This window comes from Arcanobacterium hippocoleae (genome assembly GCF_031456295.1).
Lineage (GTDB): Bacteria > Actinomycetota > Actinomycetes > Actinomycetales > Actinomycetaceae > Arcanobacterium_A > Arcanobacterium_A hippocoleae.
In genome coordinates this window covers 1,588,682-1,607,006 of record NZ_JAVDUJ010000001.1, presented here as the reverse complement: position 1 = coordinate 1,607,006, position 18,325 = coordinate 1,588,682, and the positions used below count along the sequence as shown (strand labels likewise).

At 47.9% G+C, this 18,325-nt stretch carries 14 protein-coding genes and 1 pseudogene; 8 read left to right on the top strand and 7 right to left on the bottom strand.

The genetic code is table 11. The features are described 5' to 3' along the window. Positions 1–270 precede the first annotated feature (270 nt). The 5 genes and pseudogenes from J2S36_RS06775 (at position 271) to J2S36_RS06755 (ending at position 6,523) form a co-directional block, all read left to right on the top strand. Positions 271–2,160 carry a TPM domain-containing protein gene (locus J2S36_RS06775; RefSeq protein ID WP_309956803.1) on the top strand — a complete coding sequence of 630 codons (1,890 nt, stop codon included), beginning with the start codon at positions 271–273 and terminating at the stop codon, positions 2,158–2,160. A gap of 104 nt (positions 2,161–2,264) precedes the next feature. After that, positions 2,265–3,020: a PspA/IM30 family protein gene (locus J2S36_RS06770; RefSeq protein ID WP_309956800.1), complete on the top strand. Its 756-nt coding sequence runs from the start codon at positions 2,265–2,267 to the stop codon at positions 3,018–3,020. 162 nt (positions 3,021–3,182) lie between these two features. Continuing rightward, positions 3,183–3,296: pseudogene (locus tag J2S36_RS06765) on the top strand (NYN domain-containing protein); the annotation flags it as partial. 863 nt (positions 3,297–4,159) lie between these two features. Beyond that, positions 4,160–4,900, top strand: coding sequence for a response regulator transcription factor (locus tag J2S36_RS06760; RefSeq protein ID WP_309956798.1), 741 nt, complete (start codon positions 4,160–4,162; stop codon positions 4,898–4,900). A gap of 12 nt (positions 4,901–4,912) precedes the next feature. Continuing rightward, complete coding sequence (locus J2S36_RS06755; RefSeq protein ID WP_309956796.1) at positions 4,913–6,523, top strand: sensor histidine kinase; 1,611 nt, start codon at positions 4,913–4,915, stop codon at positions 6,521–6,523. Between the two features lie 24 nt (positions 6,524–6,547). On the opposite strand, the gene J2S36_RS06750 is transcribed toward J2S36_RS06755, so the two are convergent. Further along, positions 6,548–7,243: a lysophospholipid acyltransferase family protein gene (locus J2S36_RS06750; RefSeq protein WP_309956794.1), complete on the bottom strand. Its 696-nt coding sequence runs from the start codon at positions 7,241–7,243 to the stop codon at positions 6,548–6,550. 11 nt (positions 7,244–7,254) lie between these two features. Then, the gene (locus J2S36_RS06745) at positions 7,255–8,073 is read right to left on the bottom strand and encodes an SDR family NAD(P)-dependent oxidoreductase (protein WP_309956791.1); all 819 of its coding nucleotides are present in this window, start codon (positions 8,071–8,073) and stop codon (positions 7,255–7,257) included. Between the two features lie 261 nt (positions 8,074–8,334). Here J2S36_RS06745 and J2S36_RS06740 point away from each other — a divergent pair, with 261 nt between their 5' ends. Beyond that, the gene (locus J2S36_RS06740) at positions 8,335–9,678 is read left to right on the top strand and encodes an HD domain-containing protein (protein ID WP_309956790.1); all 1,344 of its coding nucleotides are present in this window, start codon (positions 8,335–8,337) and stop codon (positions 9,676–9,678) included. A 116-nt stretch (positions 9,679–9,794) separates the two neighbouring features. Here the strand turns inward: J2S36_RS06740 and groL are convergent, their stop codons facing one another. The 3 genes from groL to J2S36_RS06725 form a co-directional block, all read right to left on the bottom strand. Continuing rightward, positions 9,795–11,417: a chaperonin GroEL gene (groL, locus tag J2S36_RS06735; RefSeq protein WP_309956788.1), complete on the bottom strand. Its 1,623-nt coding sequence runs from the start codon at positions 11,415–11,417 to the stop codon at positions 9,795–9,797. A gap of 285 nt (positions 11,418–11,702) precedes the next feature. Continuing rightward, positions 11,703–12,368 (bottom strand): LytR C-terminal domain-containing protein, encoded by a 666-nt coding sequence (locus tag J2S36_RS06730; RefSeq protein ID WP_309956787.1) that lies wholly within the window; start codon positions 12,366–12,368, stop codon positions 11,703–11,705. A 14-nt stretch (positions 12,369–12,382) separates the two neighbouring features. Next, entirely contained in the window at positions 12,383–12,688 is a 306-nt protein-coding gene (locus J2S36_RS06725) for a DUF3263 domain-containing protein (RefSeq protein ID WP_309956785.1), read from the bottom strand. A gap of 189 nt (positions 12,689–12,877) precedes the next feature. On the opposite strand from J2S36_RS06725, the gene J2S36_RS06720 reads away from it, so the two are divergent. Next, on the top strand, positions 12,878–13,588 hold the full coding sequence (locus J2S36_RS06720; RefSeq protein WP_309956783.1) for a uracil-DNA glycosylase: 711 nt from the start codon (positions 12,878–12,880) through the stop codon (positions 13,586–13,588). A gap of 258 nt (positions 13,589–13,846) precedes the next feature. Here J2S36_RS06720 and J2S36_RS06715 read toward each other — a convergent pair whose 3' ends face one another. Then, positions 13,847–14,263, bottom strand: coding sequence for a YbaN family protein (locus J2S36_RS06715; RefSeq protein WP_309956781.1), 417 nt, complete (start codon positions 14,261–14,263; stop codon positions 13,847–13,849). A gap of 86 nt (positions 14,264–14,349) precedes the next feature. Here J2S36_RS06715 and J2S36_RS06710 point away from each other — a divergent pair, with 86 nt between their 5' ends. Then, positions 14,350–14,640: a hypothetical protein gene (locus J2S36_RS06710; protein ID WP_309956780.1), complete on the top strand. Its 291-nt coding sequence runs from the start codon at positions 14,350–14,352 to the stop codon at positions 14,638–14,640. Positions 14,641–14,642: 2 nt separating this feature from the next. Here J2S36_RS06710 and J2S36_RS06705 read toward each other — a convergent pair whose 3' ends face one another. After that, entirely contained in the window at positions 14,643–18,119 is a 3,477-nt protein-coding gene (locus J2S36_RS06705) for a beta-N-acetylglucosaminidase domain-containing protein (protein WP_309956778.1), read from the bottom strand. Between the last annotated feature and the right edge of the window lie 206 nt (positions 18,120–18,325).

The window sequence follows — 18,325 nt, the reverse complement described above, 5'->3', positions numbered from 1 at the left end:
TTGAGCTTTTCTCTGCTGCACACACTTATCAAAAGCTAATCTTTCCTTTTCTATCACGTTTCTTTGCCATTGTCTCACCTTTTCGGGCGCTTCCCTAGTCCCAATAAATTATTGATCCTTTTCCAGGCGTAATTTCACACTACTTCGCTCTTGGCATGAACTTTTCAGATCCAAGACTTTCACCCGTCAGCATTGGTAGATTTAAGACAGTTCAAAAACTTCCATGATGCAAATGCCCTGCATCTTTCATCCACTTAAAGGAGCCGCTACATGACGCGCAGACTCTCTCGTATTTTTACTGGTGTTGCAGCGCTAAGCACTTTGTTTTTCACGTCTTTGCCAGCCTTTGCCGAAGAACCCTTTGCACTATCGAGTAATTTTATCGACTCAGCAAAAGCAGTAAAAGACGACTCTGCATTATTGGCAAAAATCACGGAAGTGCCCGGCGCTGATTTATGGGTGGTTCTCGTCAAGGACTTTTCAGGAATGGATGCCCAAGACTGGGTGAAGCAAACATTCAATCTTACCGGTTTGCAAAAATACGACGGTCTTGTCGCGATTTCCACTACTACCCGTGAACTTGGCTTCTACGCGCATAAAAAAGAAGGAATCACCCAGAAAAAGTTAGACGAAGCGCTAAATCCCGAAGTACTTGGTCTGCTAAAAGCCGAAAAATGGGATGCAGGCATTACCAAATTAGCTGAAAATGTATCCACCCTCGTTAACGGCGGTTCGCTCAAATCCCCTAGTAGCGGTGGAATGATCGGATTAGTTGGCGGCGCGGTAGTAATCGGAGGCTGCCTTTGGATATTTTCCAGACGCAAGAAAAAACAGCGCGCAGCAGCCGCTGCAAAAGATTTGCAAACTCTTTCCGAAGAAGCTTCCAGCGCATTGCTGAAAACTGACGACGCAGTGCGTTCAGCAGCAGCGGAAGTAGAGTTTGCGCGCGCCGAATTTGGCTTGCAAGCCACGCAAGAGTTTGCGAAAACTTTACAGGAAGCCAAAGACGCCCTCGACCACGGTTTTGCCATCCGTCGCCTGCTTGATGATCCAGATCCAGAAACGCCAGCGCAACAACGGCAAATGAACCAGGAAATTTTAGCCCTCGTACAACAAGCCGATGACGCCCTAAAAGCACAACAGGAAGATTTTCAGAAACTACGTGATCTCGCTGCACGAGTACCGGAAAAAACTGCTGAATTAAGCACACGTGTAAGCGAACTTCGCACACAAATTCCGCTTTTAGCCGCAAAAATCGACCACCTGAAGCTGAAATTCCCAGCTGCAATGCTGCAATCTTTGCAAACCTATCCGGCACAAATTGAGTCGCTTCTTACAGCCGTCGAAAATTCATTACAACAAGCCCAGACACACCTTGCTACCAATGATCGTAATTCAGCAGTGCCATACGCAAAGATGGCAGAAGAAACCCTGAGTCAAGCTGCAACTTTATTTACGCGAATCGATGCTGCGCCACAAGAACTCGGCGCAGCAAAAGAGCGTTTCGCTGCAAATATTGCATCACTGACGGCAGATATCTCCGATGCAAACAAACTCGGTCACCAAAATCCGTTGATTAGCGAAGCGAAAACTGTCGCCGAAGCATTGATTTCGCGGGCGAAATCAACCACTAATCCCGATTATCTTGCATTAAATGCAGAACTGAAAGAAACTGAAGCAAAACTAGATGCCCTGCTCGCTCCCGTCCGCGAAGCAGCTGAGGTGCATCAGCGGCTGCAGGAGAATGTAAAAATCGTAATGCACACCGCCCAAGATACGATTACGGCAGCTGATGAGTTTATCCATCGCTACAGATCAGGCGTAGGAGCAAATTCACGAACTTTATTGGCCCGCGCAAAAGCGCATTATCAACGCGCCGCAACCGCTCCACTCGCACAACAAATCACAATCTATCAAGAGGCAATTTCTGCCGCTCAGCAAAGTATACACACCGCCGAACGCGCACTTTCGCAAGAAAAAATGCGTGTGGGAAGTAACTCCGGTGGAGATTTTCTTGCCGGCATGATTGTCTCTTCCGTCTTAAATGGAATCTTCAACGATCATGATCGCGGCAGCAGTTTCAGCGATTTTGGCGGCGGGTTCACCGGATTTGGTGGCGGCAGCGAGAGCGGATTCGGCGGCGGACGCAAAGGCTTCTAGGCGCGCAATACGCCATCCGCCAAATATTCGCTTCACAGCGTGAGCACAGGCACTTTTTCGATACTATATTTTTGTACGGATTTCACTCAGAAAGGGAAAATCTTATGGCTGAAAAGCAATCGATCCTGGGTCGGATCGGTCAACTCGCACGAGCAAATATCAACGCACTCCTAGATCGTGCTGAAGATCCACAAAAAATGCTCGACCAAATGGTTCGTGATTACACCAATTCAATTGCCGAAGCAGAAGACGCTGTGGCTGTCACTGTTGGCAATCTCCGTTTAGCTGAAGCTGATTATCGCGAAGATATCGAATCGGCTCGCGAATGGGGGCAAAAGGCCGCAGCAGCCGTGCGCAAGGCAAAAGAACTGACGGAAGCAGGTAATCCAGAAGGAGCCGAGAAGTTCAATAACCTCGCCAAAGTGGCTCTCGACCGTCAGATCTCAGCTGAAAAAGAAGCAAAAGATGCCGAACCGCTGATTGCCTCACAAGAAGAAGTAGTGGCAAAATTGAAGGACGGATTGGCACAAATGCGCGGAAAGCTGACCGAACTGCGCAATACTCGCGATCAGCTAGTAGCGCGCCAGAAATCTGTTGCAGCACAAAATCAGGTGCATCAGGCAATGGCAGCAATCAATGTGCTTGACCCAACTTCCGAACTGGGCCGCTTTGAAGATAAGATCCGCCGCGAAGAAGCACTTGCTGCCGGGCGTGCAGAAATCTCAGCCGCTGCATTCGCAGATCCATTTGCTGAACTCGAAGTTTCCAGCATGGATGCAGAAATCGAAGCTCGTTTGGCGGCACTCAACGCTGGTGAAGAGCCAAAAGCAATTGAGAGCCGTGATTTCACCGCTTACTAAACTAAATTGTATTTATTCAAAGAAGAAAAATGAATAAATATACCTCAGGGTGCGCTTCATCGTGAAGTGCACCCTGTATATATTCAGAGAAAACTTTTCGCTAAATTTGAAACATCTCGGTTTCACCGGGATAATGATCGTGTTTCCGGGTACGATGCACTTATGGATACGATTTATTTTCTTATTGATGGTGAAAACATTGACGCAACTCTCGGCGTAAACATTTTGAAGCGTTTTCCGCGAGGCGAAGAGCGCCCCCGCTGGGATCGCGTATTGCATTACAACCCGTGGCAGCCCCAGCGCGACTATCCGCAATCAGCAGGAGCTGCACTTGCACATCATGATCCCGAAAGCATTGCACATATCAGCGAAGATGATTCCGCGTCGGTACCCCCCTCACACGTAACACCAGCAATCTTCAATCACAGCTTTCATCGCGATGCTTCCCCCACACAGTCAAATAGCAATTCCACTGTTGTATCGCCTCCTTCATCTGCTGAAATAGTTGCAGAACTGATGTCCGAAGAGCAGACAAATGCGGATCCTCGCTCAAGTGCACAAGGTCTTTTCTTCCTGAATGCATCACAACGCGTGGCGACCAGCTTCGTACAAGCATTGCTGGCAATTGGATGGCAGCCGATTTTGCTCACTTCGCAAGATCCGGAATTAAAAATTGTTGATATCGGGATCCAGAAAACGATTGAAGCAATCGTCCAGGATAAGCCTGGCGCGAAAGTAGTGATCGCATCGCATGATGTAGATTATCTTCCGCAAATCGAGATGCTCCTTGATGCCGGGCATGAAGTAGCAGTACTTTGCTTCCGCGAATATCTTTCGCTGTCTCTTGCAGAACTGGAAGATCGCGGATTAAAGATCATCGATCTTGAATATGATGTAAATGCTTTTACGATTCCACTTTCACGGGTCACCACAATCGACATTGCAGATTTCAACCCACACGAATTTATTTGATTTACCTGCTACTTTGCAATTAGCAATTTCCGGCTATCGGATCAAGCAGTGATCGCCCTGATCGTCTCATAAATTTCGCACCAATATGTGTAGTTGTGAGACGACCAGCAGCAATGTAACCGCACCAAAGTACAGGAAAATTTCAGGAAAGAACTAAAATGGCTCCTATGGACGAAAAGAAAGCACTCGAAGCAAAAATTCTCGTCGTTGATGATGAACCAAATATTCGTGAGCTCCTCTCCGTCTCTTTGAAATTTGCAGGTTTTGCAGTGGAGACGGCGCAAAATGGTCAAGAGGCTCTCGAAATCGAACGTAAATTTGGCGCTGACCTCGTAGTACTCGACGTAATGCTGCCAGATATGGACGGCTTCACTGTCCTCCAGCAATTGCGCGAACACGAACATACACTTCCGGTACTTTTCCTTACCGCGAAGGACGATGTACAAGACAGGATCCAAGGCTTAACGGTAGGCGGAGACGATTACATCACGAAACCCTTCTCATTAGAAGAAGTAGTAGCCCGAATTCGCGCCGTGCTTCGCCGCACCCAGCCAGCTACGAATGAAGCATCGATCATTCGCTATCTTGACCTTGAATTGAATGAAGATTCCTATGAGGTGACCCGCGCCGGACGGCAGATCGATTTATCACCAACGGAATTTAAGCTGCTGCGCTATCTGCTGGAAAATCAAGAACGAGTAGTTTCCAAAATTCAGATTCTCGATCATGTTTGGGATTATGCGTGGAATGGTGAAGTCTCAATCGTCGAATCATATATTTCCTATCTCCGGAGAAAGATTGATTCCCCAGAATCACTTGGCATCACAGATCCGGATGAGGCAGCAAAACTAATACCGTTGATCCACACGAAGCGTGGAATCGGTTATGTGCTCAGAGCAAATCGTTAAAGTGTCACGACAATGCATCCCACACCTGCACAAAGAGTAAAAAAGCCAAAGTTCTACCAAACGCTTTCTTGGAAACTCGTATTGGTATTCATCGGAATGCTTTCAGTGGTACTCATCGGTTTGCTCACATTGGTAGCGATTACGCTGAGATCGTATTTAATGAGCGAACTCGATAAATCTCTCACCTCTTCCGGAAAACTATTCGCATCACAAACTATTGATCAGCTGATTACCGGATCGCAAACCCAGATTCTACCTTCAGATTTTTATTTTTATGTCGATCTGAACGGTACTGATCCAGTACAAGTTGCACACCCTGCCGTCATCAAAAACTACGGCACTCCGCAAGCGCCCGAAGTACTTGCAGCCACGATTGACCCAAATCCGCGCACAGTGATGGGGACACATAAAGATATTGCTTGGCGCGTGATCACCGTCAATCTCACTTCACAAATCACTGGAAATACAGTCGGAACCGTGGCGATTGCACACCATCTCAAAAGCGTACAGGATATGGTGCTGAATGTAGTGCGGATCATGGTTTTTCTTTCCGCGATCATTGTGCTCTTTGGAGCTTTCTCAGCGTTTATTTCGATCCAGCTTTCTTTGCGCCGCCTACGCGATATCGAGCAAGTGACACATGCCGTTGCGGACGGTGATTATTCAGTGCGTGTACCAAATTTCCGGCAAGACGAATCTGAAATTTCACTGCTTGGCAGGTCAGTGAATGAGATGCTGCGCGCAATCGAAAAATCTTTTGAAGCGAAAAAAGTATCAGAACAAAATATGCGCCGGTTCGTCTCTGATGCTTCCCATGAATTACGCACGCCATTGGCAACTGTCCGCGGATATGCCGAACTCTACCGCATCGGCGGAGTACCAGCCGATCAAGTAGCACACGCATTTGAGCGGGTGGAATCCGAAGCCTCACGAATGGCGCATTTGGTAGAAGATCTACTACAGCTTGCCCGGCTTGACGAAGGTCGCCAGCTCCGTTTTACACAGGTTGAATTGGTTTCTACCGCGATGAATGCGGTAGCTGATTTCCTTGTCCGCTCGCCCAATAGCCCTGCCGCAGTGATCTCACTTTCTGGGCATGAACTGGAACCGATCGTAATCAATGCTGATCAGGATCGGATCACCCAATTGATCACCAATCTGCTTACGAACGTAATTACGCATACTCCAGAAGGCACAGCCGTAGAAGTTGCCATCGGGATCAAAGATCAAGACGGAAATGATCTTGCGCCACATGCGAACCTCACCCAGTTGCAGAACGGAGTAGCAGTAATTGAAGTGCGCGATCATGGGCCCGGCATTAAAGACGATGACAGTGAGCGAATTTTTGAACGCTTCTATCGTGCGGACGCATCCCGTTCGCGCGATTCTGGCGGAAGCGGGCTCGGACTTGCAATCGTAGCTGCGATCTGCGCAGCTCACGGAGGTTCCGCAAAAATTCTACATACGCCCGGTGGCGGGCTGACAGTACAGCTAAGATTCCCGTCATTACTTCTCAAAGCAACCACAAAAGCGCGCTGTATCGCAGAATCAGAAGGTACGATCCCAACTCATCTGCCATCTCAGGTACAAGCTACGATCACTGGGGATTACACCGTGGAATGAGATTTCCGATGTGGCAGGGGAAATTTATGGGTTTGCGCTTTGCTGCTCGATCATTGCTGCGATTTGCCCGCGAATCCTGCTGGTAAATTCTTCAGCAGTTTCATTTTTTTCCGCCCACATTGGTTTGCCAATATACATTGCCACTTCTGGGTGATTCAGCTTCGGAAAACTTGCCCCCACCGGCATCGCTTCGCCGCCACCGGTCATCGCCAACGGAAGTATCGGCACGTTGAACTTGATCGCAAGCGCCGCCGCACCTGGCTTGAACTGCCCCAGATGCCCATCACGTGAACGCGTACCTTCTGGAAAAAGCAAAATCGGGATCCCGTCACGCAAGAGGCGTCCGGTCATTCCAACGGCTGCGCCGGGTTGTTTCGTTGCTTTACCAGATCGTTCTACTGGATAAGTGTTGAAAAATAACGAAGTAAGTTTTGATATGCCACGCCGGCGATAGAAATAATCAGCAGCAGCGCCCGTAGCTAAATTTGCCGTTATCTGGTCTGGGAGCAGTGAAAATACCATCGGCGCATCAAGATGCGAAGAATGATTTCCGACCACGATAAAAGCGCCCGTCAAGCCGTCCGCATTTTCTTTGCCTTCCACTTTCGTCTGCAGCAAAGTTTTAATCGCCGGACGGGTAAGCGCAGATCTTACCAGTTTGCGTATTTTCCGCTTCACTGGATTGTGATAATCATCCAGTGGATGCAATTGCTGATTCATTCACGTATTCCTTAACGTCGGCCTTTATTCAATTTTTGCCCGACTTTCCGCAGCACGCATGCTGGAAGATGTTTCGCGAAAAATGCGAGAACTCGAATCTTTCGCCCTGGGATCGCTGTCGGTTTGCCTGCTTGCGCAGCCGCAATCGCTTCTGCCACTACCTCCTGCGGGTTCATCCAAATCCAGTCCGGCAAGGAGCTATTTGAAACTCCCGTCCGCGCATGAAATTCAGTGCGCACCCAGCTTGGTAAGAAGGAAACTACATGCACACCCGTCCCCAATAACTCTGTGTACAGTGAGTCCGACCAAAATTTTAGCATTGCTTTAATCGCCGAATATGCTCCCATCGGCACAAGTGCCGCAACCGAAATAGTTGAGATAATCAGCCCGTATCCGCGTTCTTTCATCGCAACCGCAGCAGCACCGCCAAGCTCCATTGGTGCCAGCGCCATCAGTTCAGCGCTCTTCCGGATCCCAGCATAATCTTTCGAGGTAAGACGGTCATAACATCCGGCTCCAGCGTTATTAATAAAGACGGTAATTGGTTTCTGGGAAGCTAAAAGCCGCTCTTTTACGCTGGTAAGACCGGTATTTTGCAGTAAATCAGCTGGCAGAACTTCTACATCTACCTGATATTTTGCCTTGATCTTTGCAGCCGTCTGGGAAAGTCTATTTTCATCTCGTGCCACGAGTACCAAATCTAATCCACGCTGGGCTAATTGCTGTGCAAATTCAAATCCGATCCCGGAAGTTCCACCCGTTATCAGGGCACGCCCCTTGATCTCAAAGACACGTGTTGCCGGAAGCAGCCGTACTTGAGTTTTTTTCATGCTCGCACTACTCTTTTCTCGCATTTCATTGCACCCCTATATTTGAAGCGAAATAATGTACTGCGGGAAAAGGCAGGTACCGGATCCACTTCAACGCATTGAAAGCTTTTCTTCACCCTACTAACTTAAAACAGATTCATTGGAAAAGGAATTATTACACTGCGAAATTCCTTTTCCAAGAATGCGAGAAAGTACACCAGATTCGCCGATACGGCTATTTCAGTATAGGATGTGTTTCGTCTTTGCCTTTTTGGAGGATTGATGGAATCAAAAGACGTCCCACAGTGGGTCGCACAAAGCTTTCTGCGCGCAATGGTCAATGCTGGCGCGAGTGCTACACGTGAAGAAATTATCAGCTGCTGTAATGAGTTGATTTCGCAATGGCGGGCCCCAGGAAGATCTGAGCACGGTTTCCAACATTTACTCGATATGCTTTCGCGAGTCGATACGCTTGCGCCAGAAACACCAAATGCTGATTTAGTGCGGTTAGCCACCTGGTTTCACGGAATCGTCTTTTCTACCGCGGATCTCGACGTCTATACCCGTAATGGTGGTGAAGATGAACGTGCTTCTGCTTTGATGGCAGAAGCGAAGTTGAGCGAACTGGGGCTCCCCACAGAAAAAATTAAAACGGTCAAGAAACTCATCATCGGGTTAAAAAAGCGCGGAACGGAACGTTGCGACTCAGCATCTGTGACCGCAGAACCAGCAAAAACCGATGCTTTTCACTGCTGTGAATTTAGCCCAGGCTCTCCCACAGCGGCGGGCACAGTAGTACTTGCTGAGACTGGCGGATTTGAATCAATCGATATGGATCAACATGCGCTTTGTGATGCACACCTTGGATCATTAGCTGTCGAACCGCAAAGATACAGGAAATACGCATTACGGATTCGTGAAGAATATGCGCATATCCCACTCACACATTTTCTCGCAGCACGAATCAGAATTGTGCAACGCTTACTCTCACGGAAAAAACTTTATATCTCTCCGTTAGCTACCACATGGGAAAGCGGTGCACGGCAGAATTTATCGGCAGAGCTTGACTGGCTTACTGCGGAGCTTGCTGAAGCACGCGAATCTGAAAATTTCACGCAACAAATGACGCGTGAAACCATCCACTCAGTGCCGGCAACCAGTAAAGATAACAGCGCTGAAGAAGGGGAAGAAAAGATTGATCCAGCAGCTACCAGCGCGCTCCCTTCCACTGCGGCAAACGAAACTGAACTTTCTGCAGCTGTAGCGGCAGGCGCAGGTGCAGCTGCTGAAATTTTCGCAAATCCCGATTTAGAAACACAATCTTTCGCAAATACACCCGCCAAAATTGCGGATCAAATTAGTGAAGCAGAAGAAAAAAGAACATCACAGACCACTGCTGACTATGAATTAGTCACAACTGTCGGTGGAGATACCGTGATCCGGAAAGCGACGCGAGCTCCACTTTCCTCGCTCGAAATAATTGATGACGTTTTTGAGCCGAAACGTCTGGCGAAAATTGTTCAAGTACCGTCTAAAGATCGGGCAAAAATTTCGATTTCAGCAGCAACACCAGCTGAAATCGAAGCGGAAATCAAGCATGGGATGGAAGCTGCGCCGGATTATTAAAATCAGTTTTGTTTTATCACAATTAGTACATAAAGAATTAAGAGAGTTCTCGGCTTGCGAAAATTGCGAGCCGAGAACTCTCTTAACTTAAATTTGCTTTAACGCCGGGATACGGATCAGTACATTCCGCCCATATCATCGCCGCCAGCTGCAGGAGCTGCTGGTGGTTCTGGCTTATCCACTACTACTGCTTCAGTGGTGAGGAATAGCCCAGCGATCGATGCTGCGTTCTGCAATGCGGAACGCGTTACCTTAACTGGATCGTTCACGCCTGCTGCAAGCAGATCTTCGTAATCGCCGGTAGCAGCATTCAGACCATGACCAGATGGGAGCGAACGTACCTTTTCAGCTACTACGCCGCCTTCAAGGCCCGCATTTTCTGCAATCTGCTTCAATGGAGCAGATACTGCCACGCGCACAATGTTTGCGCCGGTTGCTTCGTCACCTTCAAGGTCAAGCTTTTCAAAAGCAGCTGCAGCAGCCTGGATCAACGCAACACCGCCGCCAGCAACGATACCTTCTTCAACAGCAGCCTTTGCATTACGTACAGCGTCTTCAATGCGATGCTTACGTTCCTTGAGCTCAGTTTCAGTAGCTGCGCCAGACTTGATCACAGCCACGCCACCAGCGAGCTTTGCAAGACGCTCTTGCAGCTTCTCACGATCATAATCGGAAGTGCTCTTTTCGATCTGTGACTTGATCGTAGCTACTCTAGCCGCAATATCTTCTGCAGCACCAGCACCTTCCACGATGGTGGTGGAATCCTTCGTCAGTACGATCTTGCGTGCCTGACCGAGCAGATCAAGGTCAGCCGTCTCAAGCTTCAAGCCGACAGTCTCAGAAATTACCTGACCGCCGGTAAGAATAGCCATATCCTGCAAGGTTTCCTTGCGACGATCACCAAAGCCTGGAGCTTTCACAGCAGCAGACTTGAAGGTACCGCGAATCTTATTCACAACGAGAGTTGCAAGTGCTTCGCCTTCAACATCTTCGGCGATGATTGCCAACGGCTTGCCAGTCTGCATTACCTTTTCAAGCAGTGGCAAAAGTTCTTTCACATTAGCGATCTTCGATTCAACAAGCAGCACGTATGCGTCTTCCAGCACTGCTTCTTGCCGCTCTGCATCTGTTACGAAATATGGTGAGAGGTAGCCCTTATCAAAAGACATACCTTCAGTGAGTTCAAGCTGGGTGCCGAAGGTGTTCGATTCTTCAACCGTCACTACGCCTTCTTTGCCCACCTTATCCAGAGCTTCCGCAATCAATTCACCGATTTCTGGATCAGCAGCGGAAATAGCTGCAGTAGCAGCAATCTCATCCTTTGTTTCAATTTCCTTGGCGTTTTCGAGCAGCTGCGCGACAACTGCCGTTACAGCCAAATCAATCCCGCGACGCAAAGCAATTGGATTCGCGCCAGCAACCACGTTACGCAGGCCTTCCTTCACGAGAGCCTGTGCGAGTACGGTAGCAGTGGTAGTACCGTCACCTGCGACGTCATCCGTCTTCTTGGCAACTTCTTTTACCAGCTCTGCACCGATCTTCTCGAACGGATCTTCAAGATCGATTTCCTTTGCAATCGAAACGCCGTCGTTAGTGATCGTTGGGGAACCCCACTTCTTTTCGAGCACTACATTCCGGCCTTTCGGGCCAAGCGTTACTTTCACGACGTTTGCGAGAGTATCGAGCCCTCGCTCCATTCCGCGCCGTGCTTCTTCATCAAATGCAATCAGCTTGCTCATGCTTTTCTTTCCTCCTGTTGGAGATTGCCACTTAGCCGATGCCCGCGACGGACGAAGTGCGCAGAAACGTTCATATCTCGCAACTACGCAATTCTCATCGACAAAAATTTTCACTCACCCACTGCGAGTGCTAATTAAATTCTGGCACTCTCAGGCTATGAGTGCAAGATAGATTGCAAAGGATGCAGGTATTTTCACTGCCAGCTAATTGCACGAAACTCCAGCAAATCGATCTGCTCACCACCGCCTGCAAGCTACCGAAAGTTTCATGCAAGCCAAAGATTCTTAGCGTGAAGCCAAGATTGCCGTAATACTTCCTGCCCGCGCAATCTGCGCATTCTGCGCAATATTCACGATTCCCAAGTCAGCAGCTACTTTCTTTGCCGTGTCTGCAAGTGCAGCATCACTGTAATACACAGTAGATTGCGCGATCCGCCGACCACGATAATTATCAACTACCAACTTTGTAAAACCTGCATTGCGCAGCAGTTGTGACTTTTCTCGCGCCAACCCCTGAATCCCTGAAGCATTCAGCACAGACACTGAAGTTGCAAATTTAATCTCCGGCTTCGGCTCCGGAGCAGGCGGCTTTACTTCCGCTGACGGATCATGATTTTCACCATTTGCACCCGCAGCTGCTTTGGGATCAGCTGCTTTATCTGGAGTATCAGACCCTGCCACTTGTGATTCTTCCGCTGCGCCTTTTTCGCTTGCCGAATCATCTTCCGCTTTCTTTTCCTGCACTTTCAGCGCAGCCTCTTTCGCTGCGCCCGTACTGGAAAGCCACTCGCCAGCCAGCACGCCCGCAATCGGTGCCAGTACAAGAATCGCAGCCAATGCGATTACCCAACCGTATTTCCGACGATATCCACGATGCGCTCCATACGTTTGCCGTTTGGCAGCAAGTTCATCAAATTCATCTAATGCGTACTGATTCTTAATCTCTACCACGGACTCAGCCTACCTTAGTTTGTACCTTCTGGGTATATTCTACGCTCAGCTAACTTTTGATCGCGTAAGCGTCGTAATCGATCCACGAGTGGCGGATCTAGTTTCCAAAAATCGGGAGAATCAAGCAAAGTACCCAAAATCAGGTAGTAACGCGTTTCTGAAAATCCTAATAGCTGTTTTATTGCATCAGAGCGGCTTTCAGCAATTTTCCACCAACCACTTTCAATTTGTAAGATCTTCCGCTGCAGATCTGCAAGCTCTTGCTCGCTGTGCAGTTTCTGCACAGAATTCTGACGCAGTTGCACATCCCCTTCAGCCATTACCAGCTCCTCTCTCCATGCGCATCCCCAGTGGCACAAAAGCGCACTCTCCCCATTTCACTATCACTGTAAAATCACTGCGCTTGCAGACATCTCCAAAGTTCGCATTCTACCCCTGCCAAGATCCTCACAATCAGGATGCGTATCGCCTCACATCCCCTTGCGCTATCATTTCGCTAAAATACTATTATGACGCAAGAAAATACATCCCAAGGATCTACGCTACCCGATTCCAGCCTAAGCGAAATCATGGCTCCAGACTGGGCTAATGCGCTCAGTGCGATTGCTCCGCAAATTCATCAAATGGGTAATTTTCTTCGTCGTGAGATAAGCCTTGGCAGGAATTACCTCCCTGCAGGAAAGGATGTTTTTCACGCTTTCCGTTATCCACTTGCAGATGTGCGGGTGTTGATCGTCGGGCAAGATCCATATCCCACGCCAGGGCACCCGATCGGGCTATCTTTTTCGGTTGCACGCGATGTTGCTCCGCTCCCGCGTTCACTTACAAATATCTATCGCGAACTACAAACTGATTTACAAATTTCGCCAGCCCGCCATGGTGATTTAACGGCATGGTGCGAACGCGGTGTGATGCTCCTCAATCGAGTCCTTACCGTCCACCCCGGATCACCAGCATCGCATCGCGGAAAGGGGTGGGAAGAAATCACCGAATTTGCGATCAAAACTCTTGTGCAGCGAGAAAAACCATTAGTCGCAATTCTTTGGGGCAGACAAGCTCAAGAACTCACTCCGCTACTCGGTGATACTCCGATCATCGCTTCCGCACATCCTTCTCCACTTTCTGCAAGTCGCGGCTTCTTTGGCTCAAAACCATTTTCGCGCGCAAACCAGTTACTTCAGGCGCAAGGCGCAGCACCGATCGACTGGCAATTGGATTAATTTGCTGCTTTCGTCTTTCAGATTCACGCCCGTAGTGATTCATCACAACCACCTGCCATTAGTGTGCCGACTTTTTGAAACTCGATCAATCACTCCGCATTTCTCTCAACTCATGATCTGAATAATTTTGCGATCCCAAGAGCGGTCGCATATCAGATTCGTGCTGCGCACAAAGTTTTCTGCGTGGAGAATTTTTCCAAATTTATTTTTTATATTCGGCAAAGTAGATGAGTAAGTATTTTTCGATGAAAAATACTTTCACTCACTACCAGAATGTGAATATTTCTGACGGTTCTGCCATCGCCTTCTTCGTGGTTTCCTGAGCGATAAAAGATGAATCGTGACGCCCGTACCAATCACGAAAAGCGTGATCACTGCAGCTAAATTAAACTTTGCAAGCCACGCGCTGAGAAACATCCCAGACCACATCAAAATCATCGTGAATGTTTTATTTCCGGTGGTCATTTCATGATTTTGATAATCACGCAGATACTGACCAAAAACTTGATGATTCAACACATACGCATGTAATTTTTCCGATGAACGAGCAAAGCAGAATACTGCAAGCAATAGGAATGGCGTGGTTGGGAGTAATGGCAAAATTACACCAAGCGTAGCTAAACCAAGCGCGATAAACCCACATAGCAGGTAGATAATTCGCATGTGTCGCTTCACCTCCGCGCTCCACTACTATTCATAAAGACTGATCAACGATGCGCTAACCGATGCATTCATGCGGTTAAACACTAGTGCAGTCTACCGTGAAGAAAATTAACCCCTCAATACTCGCGACGTCTTGTCGCAAAAATGAAATTCAACCGTCGGCAATTATTTCCGCCGGTGTATTGCTTGCAAGGATGCAGGCAGTGCTTTTCCGCTCGCGCATGAGAAATAATTTCCATTTGCGCAGTCTTCTGAAAAAATCGGAAGAATACCTCAGATATTTACAAACACTGGAGAAAATAAAAATTAAATATTCGCGGGATGAAGATCGGGCGGAGCTTACTTTTCGCAAACTCCGCCCAACCTTTTCAATTTCGCTTACGCTGTGAGATTACCGGATCCCCCTGCGAGTTAGCCGAACACCAGCTATGCCGACCAATACTGCTACTACAAGCAACCCAGCAAGCCCTGAACCGGTCTTCGCGAGTTTCGAGATCACTTCAGTTTCCTGCGGATCTGCAATCGTGACAGCTTGTTTGAGCACTACCGACTTTCCATTGAGCATAAACTTAGCGAATAAATCATGCTCACCAGCGCTGACACTACTTGGGATAGCCGCGCGCAACCGCGCAACTCCAGAATTGTCCGCAGTGACCTTGCCAAGTACAATCGGCGTCGAATGCAGCTCAAATACAACCTGCGTCCCAACCGGCAGAGAATCAACCAACAGCTCGATATTTTCTCCGCGCACTAACTGCAATTTTCCGCTGACTCCATTTACTTTTAAGGTCTGCGCCACTTTCTCGTGATCCAATTTTGGCTCTTCCGGAGCTGTTTGCTTTTCCGCTGGATCAGGCTGAGCGGGCTTTACCGGCTTTACCGGATCAACCGGATTTTCTGGTGCGCTCGGCTGCACCGGCTTTTCATCAGGATTTGGGACGGGAGCTGGGTCTAGACCAGGAGCCGGTTGTGGTTCTGGCGCAGGCTGCGGATCAGGAGCTGGCGCCGCAACCGCTGCATACGCATTAAATTCTGCTACCTGCCACCAAATTGGATACTGCTTATCTGGTCGGACCCGCACTGCTTTCGCCAGCACTGCCGGGAAATCAAATTTTTGCTTTACTGCATTTGATACATCAGCAAGCTTCTTCCATTCATTCGTCCCGTCAGCTGAATATTCTAAAGTACCTGCACCAATCCGATCTTTCGGTCCTTGCATCAACAGCACCCGATCGATCTTTGTCTGCTCAGCGAAGGTAAGTACGAGCGGATTCGTTTCATTTACGTAATTTCCGCCAGAATTATGGAACCAGTAAAGCGATTCCTCGTCACCATCATTGGCTTGCCGAGCTGCATTATTCTGATACACAACTGTGCTCGGAGAACTAATCACACCTGGCACTGGCGCTACCGGCTTTTCCGGATTAATCACAATTTCTGCAATTGTTGGCCATGCATCCTGCGTATTTGCAGACTTTGCAATCAGCCGCACACCATACACATTCTTTTCTGCAAGATCATAGACTGCTACTGTTGCGCCAGTGAGATTATCCTGCTTCGCTACATCCACCCATTGTTTACCATCAAATACCTGCAATTTGGCAAATTCGATAAAATCTTTTCCACCTTTATTGCCTTGCACGAATTTCACAGACGTCAAATCAAAAGGTTTGCTTTTCAAAAGCCCAAAATAAGTACCTGCATCAAGTTTATTTGGACTCTTGTAGATCAGCTTTGTCGCAACAGAACCATCATAAGCAGCAGTAGCCGATGCGCCCCCGTCCGGAGCATCTGATCTCGAAGTGATATATGCTGTCAGATCCGCTTCAGGACCAGCAGCAAGCACAACTTTCTCAGCAAGTTTATTTGCCAGTACATCCAGCATTGGGGCAAGATACATCTTCCCCACCTTCGCGTACTGAGTTTCTTTGATATAGCTAAAACCATGCTTCCCATAAGCGTCCATTGCATTTTTCGCAGCACTATATTCAGCCACCATTGCACGCTCATCAGAGCTCAGCATCGCCTGGTATGCCTTCAGGAAATGAGCTGCTGCCGTAGTGAAATCATCCCAAGCATCGATCCACGGCTGAATTTGTGCAAGCATCCGTGGCGTACCTGCTTGTGCCCGATAAGTTTGCGCATCTTTCGCCAGGGCAGCAAAAATTTTGGCAATCGCCGCAACTTCTTCAGAAGTAGCTGTACCAGCTACAGCCTTCGTTTGAAATTCGAGAATCTGATCTTTTACTGAAGCAGATTCATTATTTTCAAAAACAACACCGCCGCCAAAAATTCGCCGCATATGCTCTGAGAGATTCCGCAAAGCTTTTGCAGATTCGGAAGCGATTGGCGAATTATGATCAACATAAGAAAAAGAATCTTCCCAAGCTTGATCCGCGTGGGTAATTTGCTTCCCTTGATCACGCTCAGAACTCCAAAGGTTCCAAGTGAAATCAGCATTCATAAAAATTGCGTGTTTGCTTGGTTCTGATTGTTGCATCGGATTTAAGACGACGCCTTCAACTGATCCTGGGCGCACGTCTGAGCCAAGGAACGAATTGTGCCCGCCCATATGCAAAGCATTCTTATCATTATCTGAGCAAGGCCAGTTAATCCACATGAATGGCGATCGTCCGCGAGACATCTGCTGGAATCGTGTCACAAATTTATTGTCTACTTTGCCCCAAACGCGCCCGCCAGTATTTACTACCTGCACATTTGCCGGAAGATCTTTATACCAAGGTTCTCCAAAACCATAGTAAGCTACCGGGCAGAAAATCAGCGTCTTCTTCAATCCTGGATATTTTACTGTTCCATCAGGATTTTGCTCTGCCTGCTTCTGCTCCAGCCATTTAGTCATATCTGAAAGCAATCGTGTATAAAGCGCAGCGCCCTGGCTAGGTGCATCATCTGCGAGGATCGCGATCTGCCGCACCCCATGATCCATAACTTGCGTAAACTTCTGTTTTAGGATTTCCACGGATTCATCATAGTTTTTTGCGGTAATCGGCTTATTCATGAACGGATGCAAAGCGTACACAAAACGTACTTTTGAATCATTTCCCGCTTTTGCAAGCGGATCAATTTTGTTCGTTAATTCTTCAGGAGTATAGAGCGTACGCCATTGCGCATTATGTTTCGGATCGTCTTTTGGAGCATACACATATGCGTTCAACTTCTGATATCCGCCCCAGCGCATTAACTCTACTCGATCTTCCGTACTCCACGGTTCGCCATAATATCCTTCAATAAAACCGCGAGTGATCACATCTGCATAATCTTCGATTGTCAGTACACGCACTTGCATCTGTGGCATTTGCTGGAAAATCCGATAGAGCGTCGTCAACCCATAAAATGCCGCATCGGTATCTTTACCGAGGATCACAATCGTATTTGGACGCGCATTCTCGCCGGGTATTGTTGCAAGGAAATAGGCATCCTGATGATGTGCGCCTGAGAAGAGCTCCGGAGAAAAGCTAACACCCGCTTCGCGCTTGAGCGTTTTCACATATTCATCCACAGCTTTGCCAGAATCTTTTATTCCCACGAGGATCTGAGTTTTCCCCGGCTCTTTAATGAGCTGATTTCCGGCCTTCTTGATATTTTTCAGCTTTAATACTTCATCGAGTCGGGCTTGTGTTTGTGGATCAATGCCGTCTTCAACAACCACATTCGCACTGGTATCGAGCGTGAACACGCCTTCACCATATTTCACATCCTGTGGCGTCGGATAAAGCTGATAAACATTTTCAGCGGCAACAGCACCCACTGGAGCTTGTATTGTGCTGAAAATAAATGCAAATACCGTCATAACTGCGAAAATATGACCAAATTTGCGCATTCTTTGGGATCTCATTAGGTTCTCCATTTTCTTCTTCCTTGAAGACTAACTTCTCCAGTTTATAACTGGAGAGATTTTCGCGAAAATCATCATTCCAGATAAAAAATTTTATTTTTGCACTTTTACGTGCGAATTTACTACGCAGCTCATGCATTAGCGCGCTCAAAAACTGCCTTAGGTGCAATGAACCACAATTTCACACTACATAGTTAGGTTAGGCTAACCTAACTAAT

Coding starts and splice junctions, on each gene's coding strand:
- J2S36_RS06705 (WP_309956778.1), bottom strand. CDS start 18,119: ATGGAGAACCTAATGAGATCCCAAAGAATGCGCAAATTTGGTCATATT.
- J2S36_RS06720 (WP_309956783.1), top strand. CDS start 12,878: ATGACGCAAGAAAATACATCCCAAGGATCTACGCTACCCGATTCCAGC.
- J2S36_RS06775 (WP_309956803.1), top strand. CDS start 271: ATGACGCGCAGACTCTCTCGTATTTTTACTGGTGTTGCAGCGCTAAGC.
- groL (WP_309956788.1), bottom strand. CDS start 11,417: ATGAGCAAGCTGATTGCATTTGATGAAGAAGCACGGCGCGGAATGGAG.
- J2S36_RS06770 (WP_309956800.1), top strand. CDS start 2,265: ATGGCTGAAAAGCAATCGATCCTGGGTCGGATCGGTCAACTCGCACGA.
- J2S36_RS06760 (WP_309956798.1), top strand. CDS start 4,160: ATGGACGAAAAGAAAGCACTCGAAGCAAAAATTCTCGTCGTTGATGAT.
- J2S36_RS06740 (WP_309956790.1), top strand. CDS start 8,335: ATGGAATCAAAAGACGTCCCACAGTGGGTCGCACAAAGCTTTCTGCGC.
- J2S36_RS06755 (WP_309956796.1), top strand. CDS start 4,913: ATGCATCCCACACCTGCACAAAGAGTAAAAAAGCCAAAGTTCTACCAA.
- J2S36_RS06725 (WP_309956785.1), bottom strand. CDS start 12,688: ATGGCTGAAGGGGATGTGCAACTGCGTCAGAATTCTGTGCAGAAACTG.
- J2S36_RS06745 (WP_309956791.1), bottom strand. CDS start 8,073: ATGAAAAAAACTCAAGTACGGCTGCTTCCGGCAACACGTGTCTTTGAG.
- J2S36_RS06750 (WP_309956794.1), bottom strand. CDS start 7,243: ATGAATCAGCAATTGCATCCACTGGATGATTATCACAATCCAGTGAAG.